A 17,555-nucleotide genomic window follows, 5' to 3' on the forward strand; every position below is an offset into this window, starting at 1 on the left:
GTTCTTCGCAATTACACATAGATTATATTTTAGCAGATAGTTGGTTTTCATCGAGTATAAATATGAAACATATTGTAGCAAACAGTTTAAATTTTATAGTAGCATTAAAATCAAATAGATTAGTGGCTTTATCCGAACAAGATAAACAAGAAGGAAAATGAATAAATATCAAATCGATCGATTTAAGAGCAAGTATCAACGAAAGTTTAGCTTAAAGGCATTAACTTTCCGCTGTTGTTCACAAGACAAGTCTTCAAAAACGGAGATGATACAGCATATTTGTATCTAATAAGTAGCGATTTGAGTTTATCTTTTGAACAAGTAACTGCAATTTACAAAAAACGGTGGACTGTAGAGCAATACCATAAAGAGGTAAAGCAAATAACATCTTTTGGAAAATCACCAACTAAAACAGTAAAAACTCAAAGTAATCATTTTTACCTTTCTATTATGGCATACTCTAAAGTTGAAATACTGAAAATTAGAACAAAATCTAATGCCTTTGCTTTGAAAGATAGAATTTATTATAACGCTCTAAAAAACGCAATGAAACAAATTAATGAGTTATCAACAAATAAATATCAAAATGTGGCGTAATCGTGAATGTTTTGCGTAAGGTCAGTAAAATAAGTTAAATTTGTAAAAATTTTAAAATTATGTACGGAACCATAAAACAAGAACTTAAAAAAGAGTTAGAAAGCCTTAAAAATTCTGGCTTATACAAATCAGAACGTATTATTACATCATCACAAGATGCGGTTATTAAAATTAGTACTGGAGAAGAAGTTATTAATTTTTGTGCCAATAATTATTTAGGATTATCTAATAATAAAGAAGTAATTGAAGCAGCAAAAAAAACTATGGATACTCACGGATACGGAATGTCATCAGTACGTTTTATTTGTGGAACTCAAGATATTCATAAACAATTAGAACAAAAAATTGCCACATTTTATCAAACCGAAGACACTATTTTATACGCAGCAGCTTTTGATGCAAATGGTGGAGTTTTTGAACCACTTTTAACAGAAGAAGATGCTATTATTTCAGATGCTTTAAATCACGCCTCCATAATTGATGGAGTTCGATTATGTAAAGCGGCTCGATATAGATATGATAACAATAATATGCAATCTTTAGAAGAACAGTTAATTGCTGCCAATACTAAAAATCATCGTTTTAAAATAATTGTAACGGATGGCGTTTTTTCTATGGATGGAGTAGTTGCTAAATTAGATGAAATATGTGATTTAGCAGATAAATATGATGCTTTGGTTATGGTAGATGAATGTCACGCTGCCGGATTTATAGGTAAAACAGGCAGAGGAACACTTGAGTTAAGAAACGTAATGGGGCGAGTGGATATTATTACAGGAACTCTTGGAAAAGCTTTAGGTGGAGCAATGGGAGGTTATACTACAGGTAAAAAAGAAATTATTGAAATGCTTCGTCAACGATCAAGACCATACTTATTTTCAAATTCATTAGCTCCATCAATAGTTGGAGGCTCTCTAAAAGTATTTGAAATGCTTTCAAAAGACACTTCTTTAAGAGATAAGTTAGAATGGAACACCAATTATTTTAAAAAAGGAATGACCGAAGCTGGTTTTGACATAGTTAAAGGTGATTCGGCTATTGTACCTATTATGTTATACGATGCTAAATTATCTCAAGATATGGCGAATATGTTGTTAGAAGAAGGTATCTATGTAATTGGATTTTTCTATCCAGTAGTTCCAAAAGAAAAAGCTAGAATACGTGTTCAATTATCAGCTGCCCATTCAAAGAAACATATAGATAAAGCAATAAAATCATTTATAAAAACAGGAAAAAAACTAAAAGTAATATAGAAAATAAAAAAAAAACACGATATTTACACATAAATTACTATTTTTGCTATTAAGTTAAGCGTAAAACGTAAACTTTTATATAAAGAAAGAACATTAAATTTAAATTTTTAAAAAATGAAACACTTTAAAGTAGCCATTTTGGCTTTATTATTAATTACAGGTTTATCCAATGTAAATGCACAGGATAAAAACAACCCTTGGGCTGTTGGTGTTGGTGTAAATGCGGTAGATTTTTACCCAACAAACCCTGGTTTAACAGGGCATGGATCATGGTTTAATGAATTTGCAAACGCAGATGCTCATTATAACATTCTTCCATCTGTTAGTAAAATAACAGTTAGCAGATACTTAAATGATGGATTTACATTTGAGGTTGCAGGAACTTTAAATAAAATTAAACATGATGGAGACATAAATGTTCGTGATTTGATTTATTATGGAGTAGATGGTGCCGTTAAGTACAATTTATATAATTTATTTGGAGAATCTACATGGTTTGAACCTTATGCATCTGTTGGAGGAGGTTATACTTGGTTAGGTCACGATTTAGGAACAGGTACTTTTAATGGAGGTTTAGGAATTAACATTTGGGTTACTAAAAATATAGGATTTACTATCGAAACAAAATACAAACATACATTTGATAGCAAAATTGTGCAACACTTCCAACATTCAGCAGGTATAGTTGTTAAATTTGGAGGTACTGATACTGACGGAGATGGCGTTTATGATAATGAAGATGCTTGTCCAGAAGTATTTGGTTTAGCTGAATTTAAAGGTTGTCCAGATTCTGATAACGATGGTGTTATTGATTCAGAAGATGCTTGTCCAAATGTAGCTGGTTTAGCAACATTAAACGGTTGTCCAGATGCAGATGGTGATGGTATTGCTGATAAAGATGATGCTTGTCCAAATGTAAAAGGATCTAAAGCAAATAAAGGTTGTCCTGATACAGATGGTGACGGCGTTGTAGATAAAGATGATGCTTGCCCTCAAGTTGCAGGTCCTTCTGCAAACAAAGGATGCCCTTGGCCAGATACTGATAAAGATGGAGTATTAGATAAAGATGATCATTGTATTGATATTGCAGGTCCTGCTTCTAATAATGGTTGCCCAGTAATTACTCAAGTTGAAGTAGCTAAATTAGAAGAGTTATTTAAAACTGTTTATTTTGATTCTGGTAAATCAAATATTAAAAACAATTCTGCATCTCTTTTAGATGAAGCAGCTATTATTATAACAAAATATCCAACCGCTAAGTTCTCAATTTCAGGTTTTGCAGATAGTACAGGAAGTGCTAAACGTAATTTACAGTTAACTGATGATAGAGCTAATGCTGTTAAAAATTATTTAGTATCTAAAGGAGTTTCTTCAAACAACTTAACTGCAAAAGGTTATGGTGAAGCAAATCCAATTGCTTCAAATAGAACAAGAGCTGGTAGAGCTGAAAATAGAAGAGTTGAAATTAAATTAGTAAAATAGTTTAAATTAACCTTTTAATATAAAAAAAAAGCCATTCGTTAACGAATGGCTTTTTTTTTAATTATTTTTTTGAGATTAAAATATAACCACTTAAATTAGTAAAAACTAATCTTATGAAAACGAATATTTTACCCAAAAGAATTTTAATTTTAGCATTACTTTTTTTATTTATTATTCCTATAAAAGCTCAAGACAAGGATAATCCATGGTTAATTAGTTTTGGTGTGAATTTTGTTGATTTTTACCCTACAAATATACAAGGAATGACTTCAGAATCTGGTGTTCCAACGAAGTGGTATGATCAATTTTTTAATTTAAATAATCACTACAATTATGTTATTGCACCTACAAAACTAAGTTTAGGACGGTATATTAACGAAAGTTTTAGTGGAGAGTTAGCTGTTAGTGTCAATAAAATTGATAAAGTGGGTTCAATTAAATTAGCTGAAAGCGTATCTTATTTTGCAATTGATGCCAACTTAATTTATAATATCAATAAAATTATAGGGGAAACAGGATGGTTTGAGCCTTATGCTGTAGCTGGATCAGGTTTTAATGCAAAAGGGAATAATATAGCTAACAGTATTCAGTTCAAAAACTATGCTTCATTTAACAGTGGTTTAGGGGCTAAAGTTTGGCTATATAAAAACTTAGGAGTAAAAGTACAATCTGTTTATAAACACTTTTTTAATAATGGTTCGTATCCTCATTTTCAACACTCAATAAGTATCATGTATAAATTTGGTGGGTATGATGAAGATGATGATGGTATTTATGATAAAAATGATAAATGTCCAGAAGTTTTTGGATTAAAAGAATTTAATGGCTGTCCAGATACAGATGAAGATGGAATTTCAGATGCAGAAGATAAGTGTCCAAAAGTTTATGGATTAAAAGCATTAAGTGGATGCCCAGACACAGATGGAGATGGAGTAACCGACAAATTAGATAAATGTTTGTATGCAAAAGGAAGTTTAAAAAATAATGGATGCCCAGATACAGACAATGATGGAATTATTGATTTAAGAGATGCTTGCCCAAAAATAGCTGGACCATTATCAAACAGAGGTTGTCCTGAGCCAGATACGGATGGAGATGGAGTTATTGATAAATTAGACCATTGTAAATATGAAATAGGAACAAAAACAAATAACGGATGCCCAGATATTAAAAAAGATTTAGAAGCTAAGCTAACTAAAATAACAAGTAATATTTTATTTATTTCAGGTACAGATAAGTTCAGTTCTAAATATGATAAACAATTAAATGAAGTTTCTGAGTTAATGAAAAAACATAAAGATTTAAAATTTCAAATTCAAGGATTTACTGATAACGTTGGTTCAAAGGAGTATAATAAAATATTATCACTTAAAAGAGTTAACAGAATATTAGGATATCTAATTTCTACGGGTGTTAATCAATTAAACTTACGCGTTAAAGGGTTTGGTGAAAAAAAACCTATAGCTCCAAATAATACAGCAGAAGGAAGAGCTAAAAACAGAAGAGTTGAAATAAAAATAGTTAATTAAAACTACTAAATAATTATAAAAAAGCCATTTCAATTGAAATGGCTTTTTTACTTTTAAGGTTTAAAAAATTATATGGCTTCATTTATTACAAACGTTGTAAAAGAAATTTTACAAAATCATCAAATTAATAATCAACTACAACTTGTTATGCCAAGCCAAAGGGCTTGTGTATTTCTAAAAGAAGAACTGTTAAAAAATAGTTCAAAGGCATCATTTTTGCCTGAAATTGTAAGTATTGAAGAGTACATTCAAAAAATAGCAGGTATAAATATAATAGATAACACAAAATTATTATTTGAATTTTATAGTGTTTACAAAAAAGTTATTCCGAAAGAAAATTTAGAAGAATTTAGCTCTTTTTCTCAGTGGGCAACAACTGTTTTACATGATTTTAATGAAGTAGATAGTTATCTTATAAACGCAGAACAATTATTTACTAATTTAAGCGATGTAAAACAGCTAAACAAATGGTTTCAAAATAAAAAACCTAGTGAATTAGCTGTTAATTATTTACATTTCTTTAAATATTTACATCAAATTTATAAAGCATTTTATCAAAGATTACAAAAAAATAAGTTCGGATATCAAGGACTTATTTATAGAGAAGCAATTCAAAATTTACCTTATTACATAAATATTAACAAAAATTCACACACGGTTTTTATAGGGTTTAATGCTTTAAATGGGGCAGAAGAAAAATTGGTTCAAGAATTATTGCAATCAGGTATTGCTTCAATTTATTGGGATGCCGATGCTTCTTTTTTTGAGACTACAAATGAAGCAGGATATTTTTTACGAAAATATAAAACTACATGGAAATATTACACAAATCATCCTTTTTTATGGATTAATAAAAATTCTTTTTCTAATAAAAATATCGAATTAATAGGAGCTCCAAAAAATATTTCTCAAATTAAATTGGTAGGGGAATTATTAGAAAAATTTAATAATTATTCAAAAACAGCAGTTGTTTTAGCAGATGAAAACTTATTAAACATTACGTTAAATTCGTTACCTGAAAAAGTAGAAAAAATAAACATTACTATGGGCTATCCGTTAAAAGATATTCCTTTAGCTAATTTATTTTTAAACCTATTTAAATTACATTTAAATCAGGATAAATTAGGAAAAACTAAACAACAAGAATTTTATTATAAAGATGTTTTAAACATATTATCAAATTCAGTTTTAAGTAAAAAATGTGAAAAAATAATAGCTAAATTAAAATCAAAAATAAATACTGAAAATGCAATTTTCCTAAATCTAAAATCCTTAACAGAAAGTATTTCTAATGAAAACGAGTTGCAATTTTCTGAATTAACTTTAATTTTTGGTAAAATTGATACTGTTTCTCAATTAATAATTGTTTGTAAAACTTTAATTGAAAAATTAAAACAAGATGTAGTTGGACTTGAAAAGGAATATTTATATCGATTTTATCAAATTTTTCAACAGCTTGAAAGTTTAAATAATTTGTATGGATATATTACCGATTTAAAAACATTTTATCAATTTTTTACACAATTATTAAAGGTTGAAAAACTTTCGTTTAAAGGCGAACCTTTAGAAGGTTTACAATTAATGGGAATGCTTGAAACCAGAACTTTAGATTTTGAAAATGTAATTATTACTTCTGTAAATGAAGGCGTTTTGCCAGGAGGTAAAAACGAATTTTCCTTTATTCCTTTTGATATTAAGGTGCATTTTGGATTACCAACTTATCAAGATAAAGATGCTATTTTTTCATATCACTTTCAACGATTATTATGGCGAGCTAAAAATATTTATCTACTCTATAATACAGAAAATGATGGTTATGGAGGTGGCGAAAAAAGTAGATTTTTAACACAATTAGAAATCAAATATCCCTTTATTAAAACCAGCACGGTAAGTCCAAAAGTTAAATCATTAAAAACTGCACCAATACAAATAGAAAAAACAGAAGAAATTCAACAAAAACTTAAACATTTTTTTTCAAAAGGTATTTCCCCTTCTGCCATAGCAAGTTATATTTATAATCCTATTCAATTTTATGAACAAAAAATATTAAAAATTTATGATAAAGATAATGTAGATGAAAATATAGCAGCCAATACTATGGGAACTGCAATTCATGAAACTTTAAAAGATTTATACTCACCGTATTTAAATACTTTTTTAACGGTACAGCATATAACCGAAATGCAAAAAAAAGTAGCGGAATTATTAAAAAAACAATTTAAAATATATTACAAAAAAGGGACTATTGAAATTGGTAAAAATAAGTTGATTTACGAAGTAGCTAAAAATCAAATTCAACTTTTTCTAAAAAAAGAATTGACATTAATCAAAGAAGGAAATACCTTAAAAATATTAGAAATAGAAACGGATTTAGCTTCTGAAATCCAAATTAAAGGAATTAATTATTCTATTAAAATTATAGGTACTGCCGATAGAATTGATGAGTTAAATGGGGTGGTTAGAATTGTAGATTATAAAACGGGAAAAGTAATTTCAAGCGATTTAAAACTACCAGATTTTTCAATGATAAAAGACAATTACAAATACACTAAAGCCATGCAGGTTATGTTGTATTCCTTTTTGTATAAACAAACTTTTAAAAAAAATAATTCACCTATGGAAAGTGGTATTATTTCTTTTAAAAACTTAAATGAAGGATTTTTAAAAATTAATTTTGCCGCAGGAAGAAGTAAAGATTATGAAGTTACCGATGAAAAAATTGCAGATTTTATGATTGAAATAAAAGAAATAATTAAAGCCATTTTAAATCCTAAAAATCCATTTATAGAAAATTTAGACTTACCTTTTTAGCCTTATGAATATTATTAAAAATAAAATTATTAAAAGCACGCATCATCAAAAGCCAATAATTACTGATTTCTTTTTTAAAGAAAATAACATAAAAAAACCAATAGTAATTTTTTGCCATGGTTATAAAGGTTATAAAGATTGGGGTGCTTGGAATTTAGCAGCATCAACATTTGCAAAAAACGATATGTTTTTTGTTAAATTTAATTTCTCACATAATGGAGGAACGTTTGAAAACCCAATTGATTTTCCTGATTTAGATGCTTTTGGAGAAAACAATTTCACCATTGAACTTGATGATTTGGAAGATGTTATAAACTCTGTATCGGAAAATGATGAATTTAAGGAAGAATTAAATCCTAATAACATAACATTAATTGCACATTCCAGAGGTGGCGGAATAATAATTATTAAAGCTGCTGAGAATTCAAAAATCACTAAATTAATTACTTGGAGTTCAGTTTCTGATTTTGGTTCTCGTTTTCCAAAAGGCGAAGCTTTAGAACAATGGAAAAAGGATAGAATAGCCTATATTTTAAATACTAGAACGCATCAAAAAATGCCACATTTATATCAGTTTTATCAAAATTTTAAAGATAATGAAAATCGGTTAACCATTAAAAAGGCAGTTCAAAAATTAAACATTCCATATTTAATTATACATGGAGAAAAGGATGAAGTTGTTTTACCTCAAGAAGCAAAAAATCTGCACCTTTGGAATCCTAAAAGTGAACTTGTTTTTATAAATGAAATGAATCATTCTTTAGGATGTACTCAACCTTGGAATCAACCAAAAATGCCAATTCATTTAGAAGAAGCTGTTCAAAAAAGTATTGACTTCATTAGAAAAAAATAAGATTTCAATGTAAATGTACAAAGAGTCAAATATATCTTTTAAAGGAATTAATAAACTTGCCATTCCCGCAATTATTTCAGGAATTGCTGAACCATTACTTTCTATTACTGATACGGCAATTGTAGGTAATATTCAAAACCACCCAACAGCAGCTTTGGCTGCAGTTGGTATTGCAGGCTCTTTTATTTCTGCTTTGGTTTGGATTTTAGCTCAAACACGTTCTGCTATTTCAGCCACTATTTCTAAATATTTAGGTGCAAAAAAATTAAATGAAATTGCAACCTTACCAGCACAAATTATTGGAATTAATTTATTAGTAAGTATTATCATTTATTTGGTTACGCTATTTTTTGTAACAGAAATATTTCAGTTGTACAACGCCAACGGATTAATTTTAAATTATGCAGTATCCTACTACAAAATTAGAGCTATAGGTTTTCCATTAACCTTATTTGTGTTTTCGGTATTTGGTATTTTTAGAGGATTACAAAACACTTTTTGGCCAATGATGGTAAGCATTGTTGGAGCAACTTTAAACGTTGGATTAGATTTTATGTTAGTATACGGAATAGAAGGCTTTATAAATCCAATGAATGTTGAAGGAGCGGCTTGGGCAAGTGTTATTTCACAAGCTGTTATGGCAATTTTTGCATTAATCTTAATCATTAAAAAGACACCATTTAGTTTAAAAATCACCTTCCCTTTTAATAAAGAAATTAAAAATTTATTATCTATAAGTTTTAATTTAATTATTCGGGCTATTTCATTAAACGTAGCTTTATATTTGGCAAATTCCTATGCTACTAAATACGGAGAATTCTATATTGCAGCTCAAACTATTGCATTTCAAATATGGTTGTTTTTTGCCTTTTTTATTGATGGCTATGCTAGTGTTGGTAATATTGTTTCAGGAAAGCTTTTAGGTGAAAAAAATTATAAAAAAATGTGGAAATTAAGTATAAAACTTAGTCGATATTCAATTATAGTTTCCCTTTTATTAAGTTTAGTTTGCGGACTAACTTATTTTTCAATTGGAAAATTATTTTCTCAAGAAACCGAAGTTCTTAAATTGTTTTATAGCATTTTTTGGATTGTTTTAGTAATGCAACCAATCAATGCAATTGCGTTTGTTTTTGATGGAATTTTTAAAGGATTGGCTGAAGCGGCAACACTTCGAAATTTATTAATATTCGCTACATTCTTAGGGTTTTTACCAGTATTGCTAATTACTGATTATTTTAATTTAAAATTATACGGAATTTGGATTGCCTTTACCGTTTGGATGTTACTTAGAGCAGGAATTTTAATGGTGAAATTTAAACGAAAATATTTACATAAAAACACGTAACTTTGAACCTTATGAGCAACGGAAGTCTATATACAAATATTCAGCACAACATAGCTACAGTTGAGTTTTATCACCCGTCAAGTAATGCTATGCCAAGCGAGCTTTTATTGCGTTTGGCTAAAACCTTTGATGAGTTAAGTAAAAATAATGAGGTTTATGTAATTATTTTTAAAAGTGAAAAAGATACTACTTTTTGTGCGGGAGCTTCTTTTGATGAATTAAAGGCAATTTCAAATTTAAATGAAGGTAAAAAATTCTTTTCAGGGTTTGCAAATGTAATAAACGCAATGCGAAATTGCTCTAAATTAATTATAGGAAGAGTTCAAGGAAAAGCAGTTGGCGGTGGTGTTGGCTTGGCAGCTACCTGCGATTATTGCTTTGCCACAGAAAAAGCGTCAATAAAACTTTCTGAATTTACTATTGGGATTGGTCCTTTTGTAATTGCTCCAGTTGTTGAACGTAAAATTGGAGTTGCTGCTTTAAGTGAATTAACCTTAGATGCTACCCATTGGAAAACGGCTTATTGGGCACAACAAAAAGGATTATTTGCTCGTGTTTTTGAAACCATTAAAGAAATGGATATTGAAGTGGATGATTTGGCATTAAAATTATCAAGATATAATCCAGAAGCATTAACTGAAATGAAAAAAGTACTTTGGAGTAATTCAAAAAATTGGGAGTTATTATTAAAGGAAAGAGCAGAAATAAGTGGTAAATTAGTACTTTCAGAATTCACGAAAAACGCCTTAGAAAAATTTAAAAAATAAAAATGTTCTTATCTAGTATTAGTTTATTAACACAAGTTAATATAGAAGAAAAGCTAAAAAATTCACCTGATAGTAATTATCAAATAGGAGTAGTTATTGGTACATATTTGCCTTTTGTATTACTTGTAATATTGGCTTATGTTATTTATTACAGATTAAAAAATAGAAAGGATTTAGACGATTAGCAATGGGAAAAATTAGAATTACAAAGCATTTCTTTTTTGAAACAGGTCATGCTTTATATGGTTATGATGGAAAATGTAAAAACGTTCACGGTCATAGTTATAAATTATCAGTTACGGTTATAGGAATGCCTATTAAAGATGCTACTAATGTTAAATATGGAATGGTTATAGACTTTGGTGATTTAAAGAAAATTGTAGCTTCTGAAATTGTAGATAAATTTGATCATGCTACTGTTTTTAACCAAAACACACCACATATAGAATTGGCTCATGAATTACAAAAAAGAGGGCATAATATAATCTTAGTAGATTACCAACCTACAAGCGAAATGATGTTGATTGATTTTGCTAAGAAAATTAAAAATAAATTACCAGATACCGTTAAATTACATTCGTTAAAATTACAGGAAACTGGCACATCTCATGCTGAATGGTTTGCTTCAGATCAAGTGTAGTTTATTTTCCATTAAAAGCATTCATGGTATTATTTAAGCCAGCCAAACCAAAAGAAATTATTAATTCTGTTGCTTTTGTTAAGCGTTCTGGTAATAATTTTAATTCATCAGAACTCCAATCTCCTAAAACGAAATTGCATTGTTTCCCTTTTGAAAATTCTGCACCAACACCAAATCTAAATCGTGCATATTTTTGAGTTTGTAAAATAGCGTTTACATCTTTTAAACCATTGTGACCACCATCACTTCCTTTAGCTTTTACACGAATTGAACCAAAAGGTAAATTCAAATCATCACATATAATTAATAAATTTTCTAAAGGAATATTTTCTTTAGTAAGCCAGTATTTAATTGATTTTCCACTTAAATTCATGTAAGTTGAGGGCTTTAAAAGTACAAAAGTTCTTCCTTTAAATCTAAATTTTGAAACTGCTCCTAATTTTTCATTTTCAAAATTTAGCTCTTTATTTTTAGCCAATTCATCTAAAATAGTAAATCCAATATTATGTCTGGTATTTTGATAGTTATCACCAATATTTCCTAAGCCAACAATTAAGAATTTTTTCATAAGATCATCTGCTGTAGTTTTTTCTTTTTTTAAAAGGAATATTTTTTTAAGTAAACTAATAAAATTCATAACACAAAAGTAAGAAAACCCAACCTAATTTCTAAAAATAAAAAAAGCGTTGTTAATTAACAACGCTTTTTACATCTTATTAAAGGATTTACTATTCAGTAGCTTCAGTTGCCCCTTCTTCAGTTGCTCCTTCTTCAGTTCCTTCAGTTCCTTCAGCTCCTTCTTCATCAACCACTTCGTCTTCTATAGCAGCACGTGCAGTTCTAACTTGTGCAACAACAGTATTATCAGGGTGAAGTATTGTGAATTTTTCATTTTCTAACTCAGTAACATATACTTTACTTCCAATTCTTAATTCTGAAATGTCCGCATTTATAAAGTCAGGTAAATCTTCTGGTAAAGCTCTAACGTGCAATTTACGCATTGGAAAACGTAATGAACCACCATTTAAAACTCCTGGAGCGTTCCCAATTAATCTTACTGGAATATTCATAGCCACTAGTTTATCATCAAATAATTGATAAAAATCTACGTGTAATATTTTATCACTTACAGGGTGAAATTGAATATCTTGCAAAATAGCATTATAAGTTTCGCCGTCTAACTCAATCTTAGCAGTATAAACGTTTGGAGTGTACACTAATTTTTTGAACGAAATTTCGTCAGCTGAAAAGTGTAATGGTTTATCTCCTCCGTATAATACGCAAGGCACCTTTTCAGCATTACGTAAGGCTTTGGTAGCAACCTTGCCTACGCTTTCTCTTTTGGATCCTTTGATTGTAATTGATTTCATTTATTCTATTTATTTATTATTTACATTAAAAATTGTCCGCTTATAGATGTATTGTTTTGTACTTTATACATTACATCAGCGAATAAAGGGGCGCAAGATACAACTTTTATTTTAGAACTTGTTTCTTTTAAAGGAATTGTATCTGTAACAATTAATTCAATTAAAGATGAATTTTCAATCTTTTCATAAGCATTACCAGATAGTATTGGATGCGTACAAATTGCTCTTACACTTAACGCTCCTTTTTCCATCATTAAGTCCGCCGCTTTTGTTAAAGTTCCACCAGTATCAATCATATCATCTACAATAATTACATGTCTGTCTTTTACATTACCAATTAATTCCATAGATGAAATTACGTTTGCTTTTAAACGCTGTTTATAGCAAATTACCACTTCACTTCCTAAAAATTTAGAATATGCATAAGCGCGTTTTGAGCCACCCATATCAGGAGATGCAATAGTAATATTATCTAATTTTAATTGATGAATATAAGGTAAAAATATAGTGGAAGCGAACAAATGGTCAACAGGTTTTTCAAAGAAACCTTGAATTTGATCTGCGTGTAAATCCATCGTCATAATTCTGGTTGCTCCTGCTGTTTGCAATAAATTAGCTACTAATTTAGCTCCAATAGCAACGCGTGGCTTATCTTTTCTATCCTGACGAGCCCAACCAAAATAAGGAACTACTGCTGTAATATGACGAGCTGAAGCACGTTTAGCGGCATCAAGCATAAGTAATAATTCCATTAAATTATCTGCATTTGGAAAAGTAGAACCTATAATAAAAATTCTTCGTCCTCTAACCGATTCTACAAAAGCTGGTTGAAATTCTCCATCACTAAAATGTGAAATATCAACATTTCCTAATTTAGTTCCATAACTTTTAGCAATTTTTTCTGCTAATTCAATACTTTGTTCACAGGCAAAAATTTTAGGTTCTAAAAGATGTTCTTCCATTTTTTTGTTGTGTTGGTTGTTAATTAGTGTTGTTTTTTTGTTTCTTGTGTGCAAATTTAGAATTATTTACAGAGTATTTAAACAACTTAGTTAAGTTTTTATGTTTTAGATAAAAATTATTTATAAATTTGCAATCCATTTTATTAGCCTCGATGGCGGAATTGGTAGACGCGCTGGATTCAAAATCCAGTTCTTTCGGGAGTGTGGGTTCGATTCCCACTCGAGGTACTTAAAAAAAATCCTGTTAATTAAATTAGTGGGATTTTTTGGTTTTTAAGCTATTTGAATATAAAAATTGGTTTGAGAAAAGTATAAAAGCTCATTATTACTTTTTATTTACGTGATATTACAAATCTCTTTTAAAGGTTCATATCCTCTCCATTTATCTGTAAATATTTTGGCAGAGGTATCAATGTGTTCTTCAAAAATAGGAATTAATGATTTAGATGAATAATCATCTATTGATTTCACATAAACTCTCTTAACTCTATGTTTATCTGTTAGTTCTACTGCTATAATTGCCTTTTTCTTTTTTGGATCGTAACTTCTTCCTTGTTTGTCTTGTTCTTTTCTGCCAACAGTAAATTCATCAACATGAACTAGTTCTGATAAAAAATGTTTTTTACTACTCTCCATTGATTTTCTAACTTTTTGCATAAAAAACCATGAGGTTGTCTGACTTATTCCATAGCGTTTTCCGACTTGAATACTTGACAAACTCTTACTACTAGTACTCATCTCAAATACGATACAAAATGCTTTGTGAAGACCAAATTTAACCTTATGAAATAGCGTATTTGCTGTGGCACTTTCTACATGATCACAAGAATAACAATGATACTTATATCCTGATTTTTCACACTCTTTTGTATTCCCACATTTAGTACATTTAAAACCATCTCGCCATTTTATTTTTGTTAAATAGGCTTTACAAGCATCATCATTTGGTAATTCTTTTACAAAGTTTAGTATATTTACTCCTATAAATTCTGACATATCTTTTTATTGATTGACAACAAGACACGGAATTTATGTTAATAACTCAATAAATTTATATTAGAGCAAAAAATCCGTTTCTAAAATATTCACTTAAATTTGTTAATTAAAAAACAGGAGTTTAAATTGATGTCACCAAAGTTTAAAAAAATATTTTTTTTAATAGCAATATTCTTCAATATTCAAATAATTAGTGCTCAATTCTCACATTATCTTAAAAATTTCACTACTACTGATTACAAATCGAGTAATCAAAATTGGGATATTAAAAAATCTGAAGACGGTAGAATTTATGTTGCAAATAATAGTGGCCTTTTAGAATTTGATGGAGTTCATTGGAATTTATGGAAAATGCCTAATGAAACCATAGTTAGAACAGTTTTTGTAGATAAAAAAAGAATTTATGTTGGCTCCTATGAAGAATTTGGTTATTTTAAAAGAAATGCCAAAGGGGCATTAAAATATTATTCTTTAATAGAAGAGTTAGGTATAAAAAATATTCATAGAAATGAAGCCTACTGGCAAATAATAAAGTATAAAAATGCGATTGTGTTTAGATCGTTTTTAGATATTTATATTTATGAAAACGGTAAAATTTCTCGATTTGAAACAGGGTCAACCATTATGTCTTGTGATGTTGTTAAAAATAAATTATTGGTTTCTACATTAGGAGATGGAATTTTTATTTACAAAAACAAACAACTTAAACCGTATTTTAATTCTTCAATATTATCTAATGTCAAAATAGTAAATATTTATCAGAATAATAATCAACTTTTTATTAATACAGCTTTAAATGGTATTTTCATTCTTAAAAACAATCAATTAATTGCTTTAAACACAGAAATAAATGGTCTGATTAAAAAATTTCAATTAAACAGATTTTCACAACTACCTTCAGGAAACTTGATTTATGGAACTATCAAAAACGGAATCTATATAACTACTAAATCGGGTAAAGTTTTATTTAATATTAATAAAGAAACAGGATTATTAAATAATACTATTTTAGGACAGTGTTTATCAAATACAAATGAACTTTGGCTGAGCTTAGATAATGGCATTGCCTTTGTTGATTTAAATACACCCAATTTTTTTTATAATGATAGATCTGGAAGATTGGGAGCAGTTTATGACGTTATTAACTATAAAAACACTATTTATTTGGGAAGTAACACGGGTTTATATTTTATAAATAAAGAACATAAAGTTGAGTTTATAAAAGGATCTCAAGGTCAAGTTTGGTATTTAAAAGAAATTGATGGTAAATTGTTCTGTGGTCATAATAACGGAACATATATTATTGAAAATAAGCAACTGAAATTAATTAGTAATTTTACAGGTGGTTGGGTTATTAAAAAAGTACCTGAACATACAAATATATATATGGAAGGTACTTATGCAGGTCTTGTGCGTTATAAAAAAGAAAATGGTATTTGGACACCAAAACATCTAGGAATAATATTAAGTCCAATACGGTTTTTAGAATTTGAAGATGAACATACAGCTTGGGCTGGTCTTGCAAACAGAGGGCTTTTTAAAATTAAGTTTAATAGTGCTTATGATAGTATTGAGCAAGTCACTAATTATAACAAAAAAGGACTTTGGTCAGATTATTTTGTTCGTATCCATAAAATAAAAAATACGATTGCTTTTCACACTATTAAAGGATGGCAAAAATATGAACCCTTGCTCGACAGCATTGTACCCTATACTCTTTTAAGTAATAAGTTTTCTAATAATAGTTATATTATTTCAGAAGACAAAATAAATGAACTTTTCTTTAAAATAGGAAATGCCATTACATATACTCCAATTTTGGAAGGAAATGAATCCATTTCTATACCGGTAGAATATTTTAGTAAAAGACTTATCAGTGGAAATGAGAATGTATCGAAAATAAGTGATTCTACTTATGCTCTAAGTTTGTATGATGGGTTTATGGTTATAAATACCAAAAATATTACAAAAAAAGAGGTATTACAAAAACCAAATATGGTTAAACTTGTTTTAAACGGTAAAGAATTAGATTTAGACACAAAAAATATTACGCTCCCTTTTAGAAAGAATGACCTAAAAATTGAAGTGTCTTCTTCAATGTTTAAAATACATAATTTTGAATATAAATTGTCAAATTCATACATTAATGAAAACTGGATAAAGTTTAAAAATGGCTTATTAGAGTTTTCGAACCTTTCTGATGGTGATTATAATTTAAGTATTAGAACAGTAGATTTTAACAATAAAAAGTCAACTATTTTGCCAATTCAATTTACAGTATCATCCCCCTGGTATAAGTCAAATATTGGTTTTTTGTTATATACTTTTTTAATTATATTATTTAGTTCATTATTATATTTTATAAATAACAGAAAAACTATTAAACAACAAAACATATTAAAGAAAGAGTTTCAATATGCTCAAAAACAAATGTTGGATGAGCAAAGCAAAAAATCTGAACAAGAAATAATTAAGATAAAAAACGAAACACTTAAAAATGAATTACTATTAAAAAGAAAGGAATTAGCGAATACAGCAATGGCATTAGCGAACAAAAATGAAACGCTATTAAAATTAAAGAATGAATTAATTGATCAACAAGAAAATTTTTCAAACCAATATTCTTTTAAAAAGATTTTAAAACAAATTGACCGTTCAGTAAAACATGAAGATGAATGGAAAATATTTGAACACAATTTTAATCAGGTTCATGAAGAGTATTTTAATAAACTAAAAGCCAATTACCCTAATTTAACTCAACGGGATTTAAGGATATGTGCTTATTTAAAAATGAACTTAAGTACTAAGGAAATTGTACCGCTTTTAAACATATCTATACGGGGTATTGAAACACAACGATATCGATTAAAAAGAAAACTAAATTTAGATAAGAACGACAGTTTGAGAGGATTTCTTCAAAACTTTAATTAATTTACATCATAAATCT

14 protein-coding genes, 1 tRNA gene and 1 pseudogene are annotated in these 17,555 nt (G+C 28.6%); 12 read left to right on the forward strand and 4 right to left on the reverse strand.

Going from position 1 to position 17,555, the window contains the following annotated elements; all coding sequences use genetic code 11:
* The first annotated feature begins 234 nt into the window (after window positions 1-234).
* From L3J60_RS00805 to L3J60_RS00850, 10 genes are all read left to right on the forward strand, one after another.
* The gene (locus tag L3J60_RS00805) at window positions 235-597 is read left to right on the forward strand and encodes a transposase (RefSeq protein WP_291973396.1); all 363 of its coding nucleotides are present in this window, start codon (window positions 235-237) and stop codon (window positions 595-597) included.
* 59 nt (window positions 598-656) lie between these two features.
* Entirely contained in the window at window positions 657-1,850 is a 1,194-nt protein-coding gene (gene kbl / locus L3J60_RS00810) for a glycine C-acetyltransferase (RefSeq protein ID WP_291973398.1), read from the forward strand.
* 114 nt (window positions 1,851-1,964) lie between these two features.
* Window positions 1,965-3,332, forward strand: coding sequence for an OmpA family protein (locus tag L3J60_RS00815; protein ID WP_291973400.1), 1,368 nt, complete (start codon window positions 1,965-1,967; stop codon window positions 3,330-3,332).
* A gap of 113 nt (window positions 3,333-3,445) precedes the next feature.
* Window positions 3,446-4,861, forward strand: coding sequence for an OmpA family protein (locus tag L3J60_RS00820; RefSeq protein ID WP_291973402.1), 1,416 nt, complete (start codon window positions 3,446-3,448; stop codon window positions 4,859-4,861).
* Between the two features lie 72 nt (window positions 4,862-4,933).
* Window positions 4,934-7,672 (forward strand): PD-(D/E)XK nuclease family protein, encoded by a 2,739-nt coding sequence (locus L3J60_RS00825; RefSeq protein ID WP_291973404.1) that lies wholly within the window; start codon window positions 4,934-4,936, stop codon window positions 7,670-7,672.
* 4 nt (window positions 7,673-7,676) lie between these two features.
* A complete protein-coding gene (locus L3J60_RS00830; protein WP_291973405.1) occupies window positions 7,677-8,525 on the forward strand; it encodes an alpha/beta hydrolase in 849 nt (282 codons plus the stop codon).
* A 13-nt stretch (window positions 8,526-8,538) separates the two neighbouring features.
* Window positions 8,539-9,873: an MATE family efflux transporter gene (locus L3J60_RS00835; protein ID WP_291973407.1), complete on the forward strand. Its 1,335-nt coding sequence runs from the start codon at window positions 8,539-8,541 to the stop codon at window positions 9,871-9,873.
* A gap of 11 nt (window positions 9,874-9,884) precedes the next feature.
* Window positions 9,885-10,640 carry an enoyl-CoA hydratase/isomerase family protein gene (locus L3J60_RS00840; protein ID WP_291973409.1) on the forward strand — a complete coding sequence of 252 codons (756 nt, stop codon included), beginning with the start codon at window positions 9,885-9,887 and terminating at the stop codon, window positions 10,638-10,640.
* 2 nt (window positions 10,641-10,642) lie between these two features.
* Complete coding sequence (locus L3J60_RS00845) at window positions 10,643-10,825, forward strand: hypothetical protein (protein ID WP_291973411.1); 183 nt, start codon at window positions 10,643-10,645, stop codon at window positions 10,823-10,825.
* Window positions 10,826-10,827: 2 nt separating this feature from the next.
* Window positions 10,828-11,280 carry a 6-carboxytetrahydropterin synthase gene (locus L3J60_RS00850; RefSeq protein ID WP_291973413.1) on the forward strand — a complete coding sequence of 151 codons (453 nt, stop codon included), beginning with the start codon at window positions 10,828-10,830 and terminating at the stop codon, window positions 11,278-11,280.
* Between the two features lies 1 nt (window position 11,281).
* On the opposite strand, the gene pth is transcribed toward L3J60_RS00850, so the two are convergent.
* From pth to L3J60_RS00865, 3 genes are all read right to left on the reverse strand, one after another.
* On the reverse strand, window positions 11,282-11,848 hold the full coding sequence (gene pth / locus L3J60_RS00855; RefSeq protein WP_291973519.1) for an aminoacyl-tRNA hydrolase: 567 nt from the start codon (window positions 11,846-11,848) through the stop codon (window positions 11,282-11,284).
* Between the two features lie 160 nt (window positions 11,849-12,008).
* A complete protein-coding gene (locus L3J60_RS00860) occupies window positions 12,009-12,650 on the reverse strand; it encodes a 50S ribosomal protein L25/general stress protein Ctc (protein WP_291973415.1) in 642 nt (213 codons plus the stop codon).
* A 20-nt stretch (window positions 12,651-12,670) separates the two neighbouring features.
* Window positions 12,671-13,612 (reverse strand): ribose-phosphate pyrophosphokinase, encoded by a 942-nt coding sequence (locus L3J60_RS00865; RefSeq protein ID WP_291973417.1) that lies wholly within the window; start codon window positions 13,610-13,612, stop codon window positions 12,671-12,673.
* A 146-nt stretch (window positions 13,613-13,758) separates the two neighbouring features.
* Between L3J60_RS00865 and L3J60_RS00870 the strand changes: the two genes are divergently transcribed.
* Window positions 13,759-13,840 (forward strand) — tRNA-Leu (locus L3J60_RS00870).
* A gap of 114 nt (window positions 13,841-13,954) precedes the next feature.
* On the opposite strand, the pseudogene L3J60_RS00875 reads toward L3J60_RS00870, so the two are convergent.
* Window positions 13,955-14,608, reverse strand: a pseudogene (locus L3J60_RS00875) (IS1595 family transposase); the annotation flags it as partial.
* Between the two features lie 129 nt (window positions 14,609-14,737).
* Between L3J60_RS00875 and L3J60_RS00880 the strand changes: the two are divergent.
* A complete protein-coding gene (locus L3J60_RS00880; RefSeq protein WP_291973419.1) occupies window positions 14,738-17,539 on the forward strand; it encodes a transcriptional regulator in 2,802 nt (933 codons plus the stop codon).
* The last annotated feature ends 16 nt before the right edge of the window (window positions 17,540-17,555 follow it).

Source organism: Lutibacter sp., assembly GCF_021647475.1.
Lineage (GTDB): Bacteria > Bacteroidota > Bacteroidia > Flavobacteriales > Flavobacteriaceae > Lutibacter.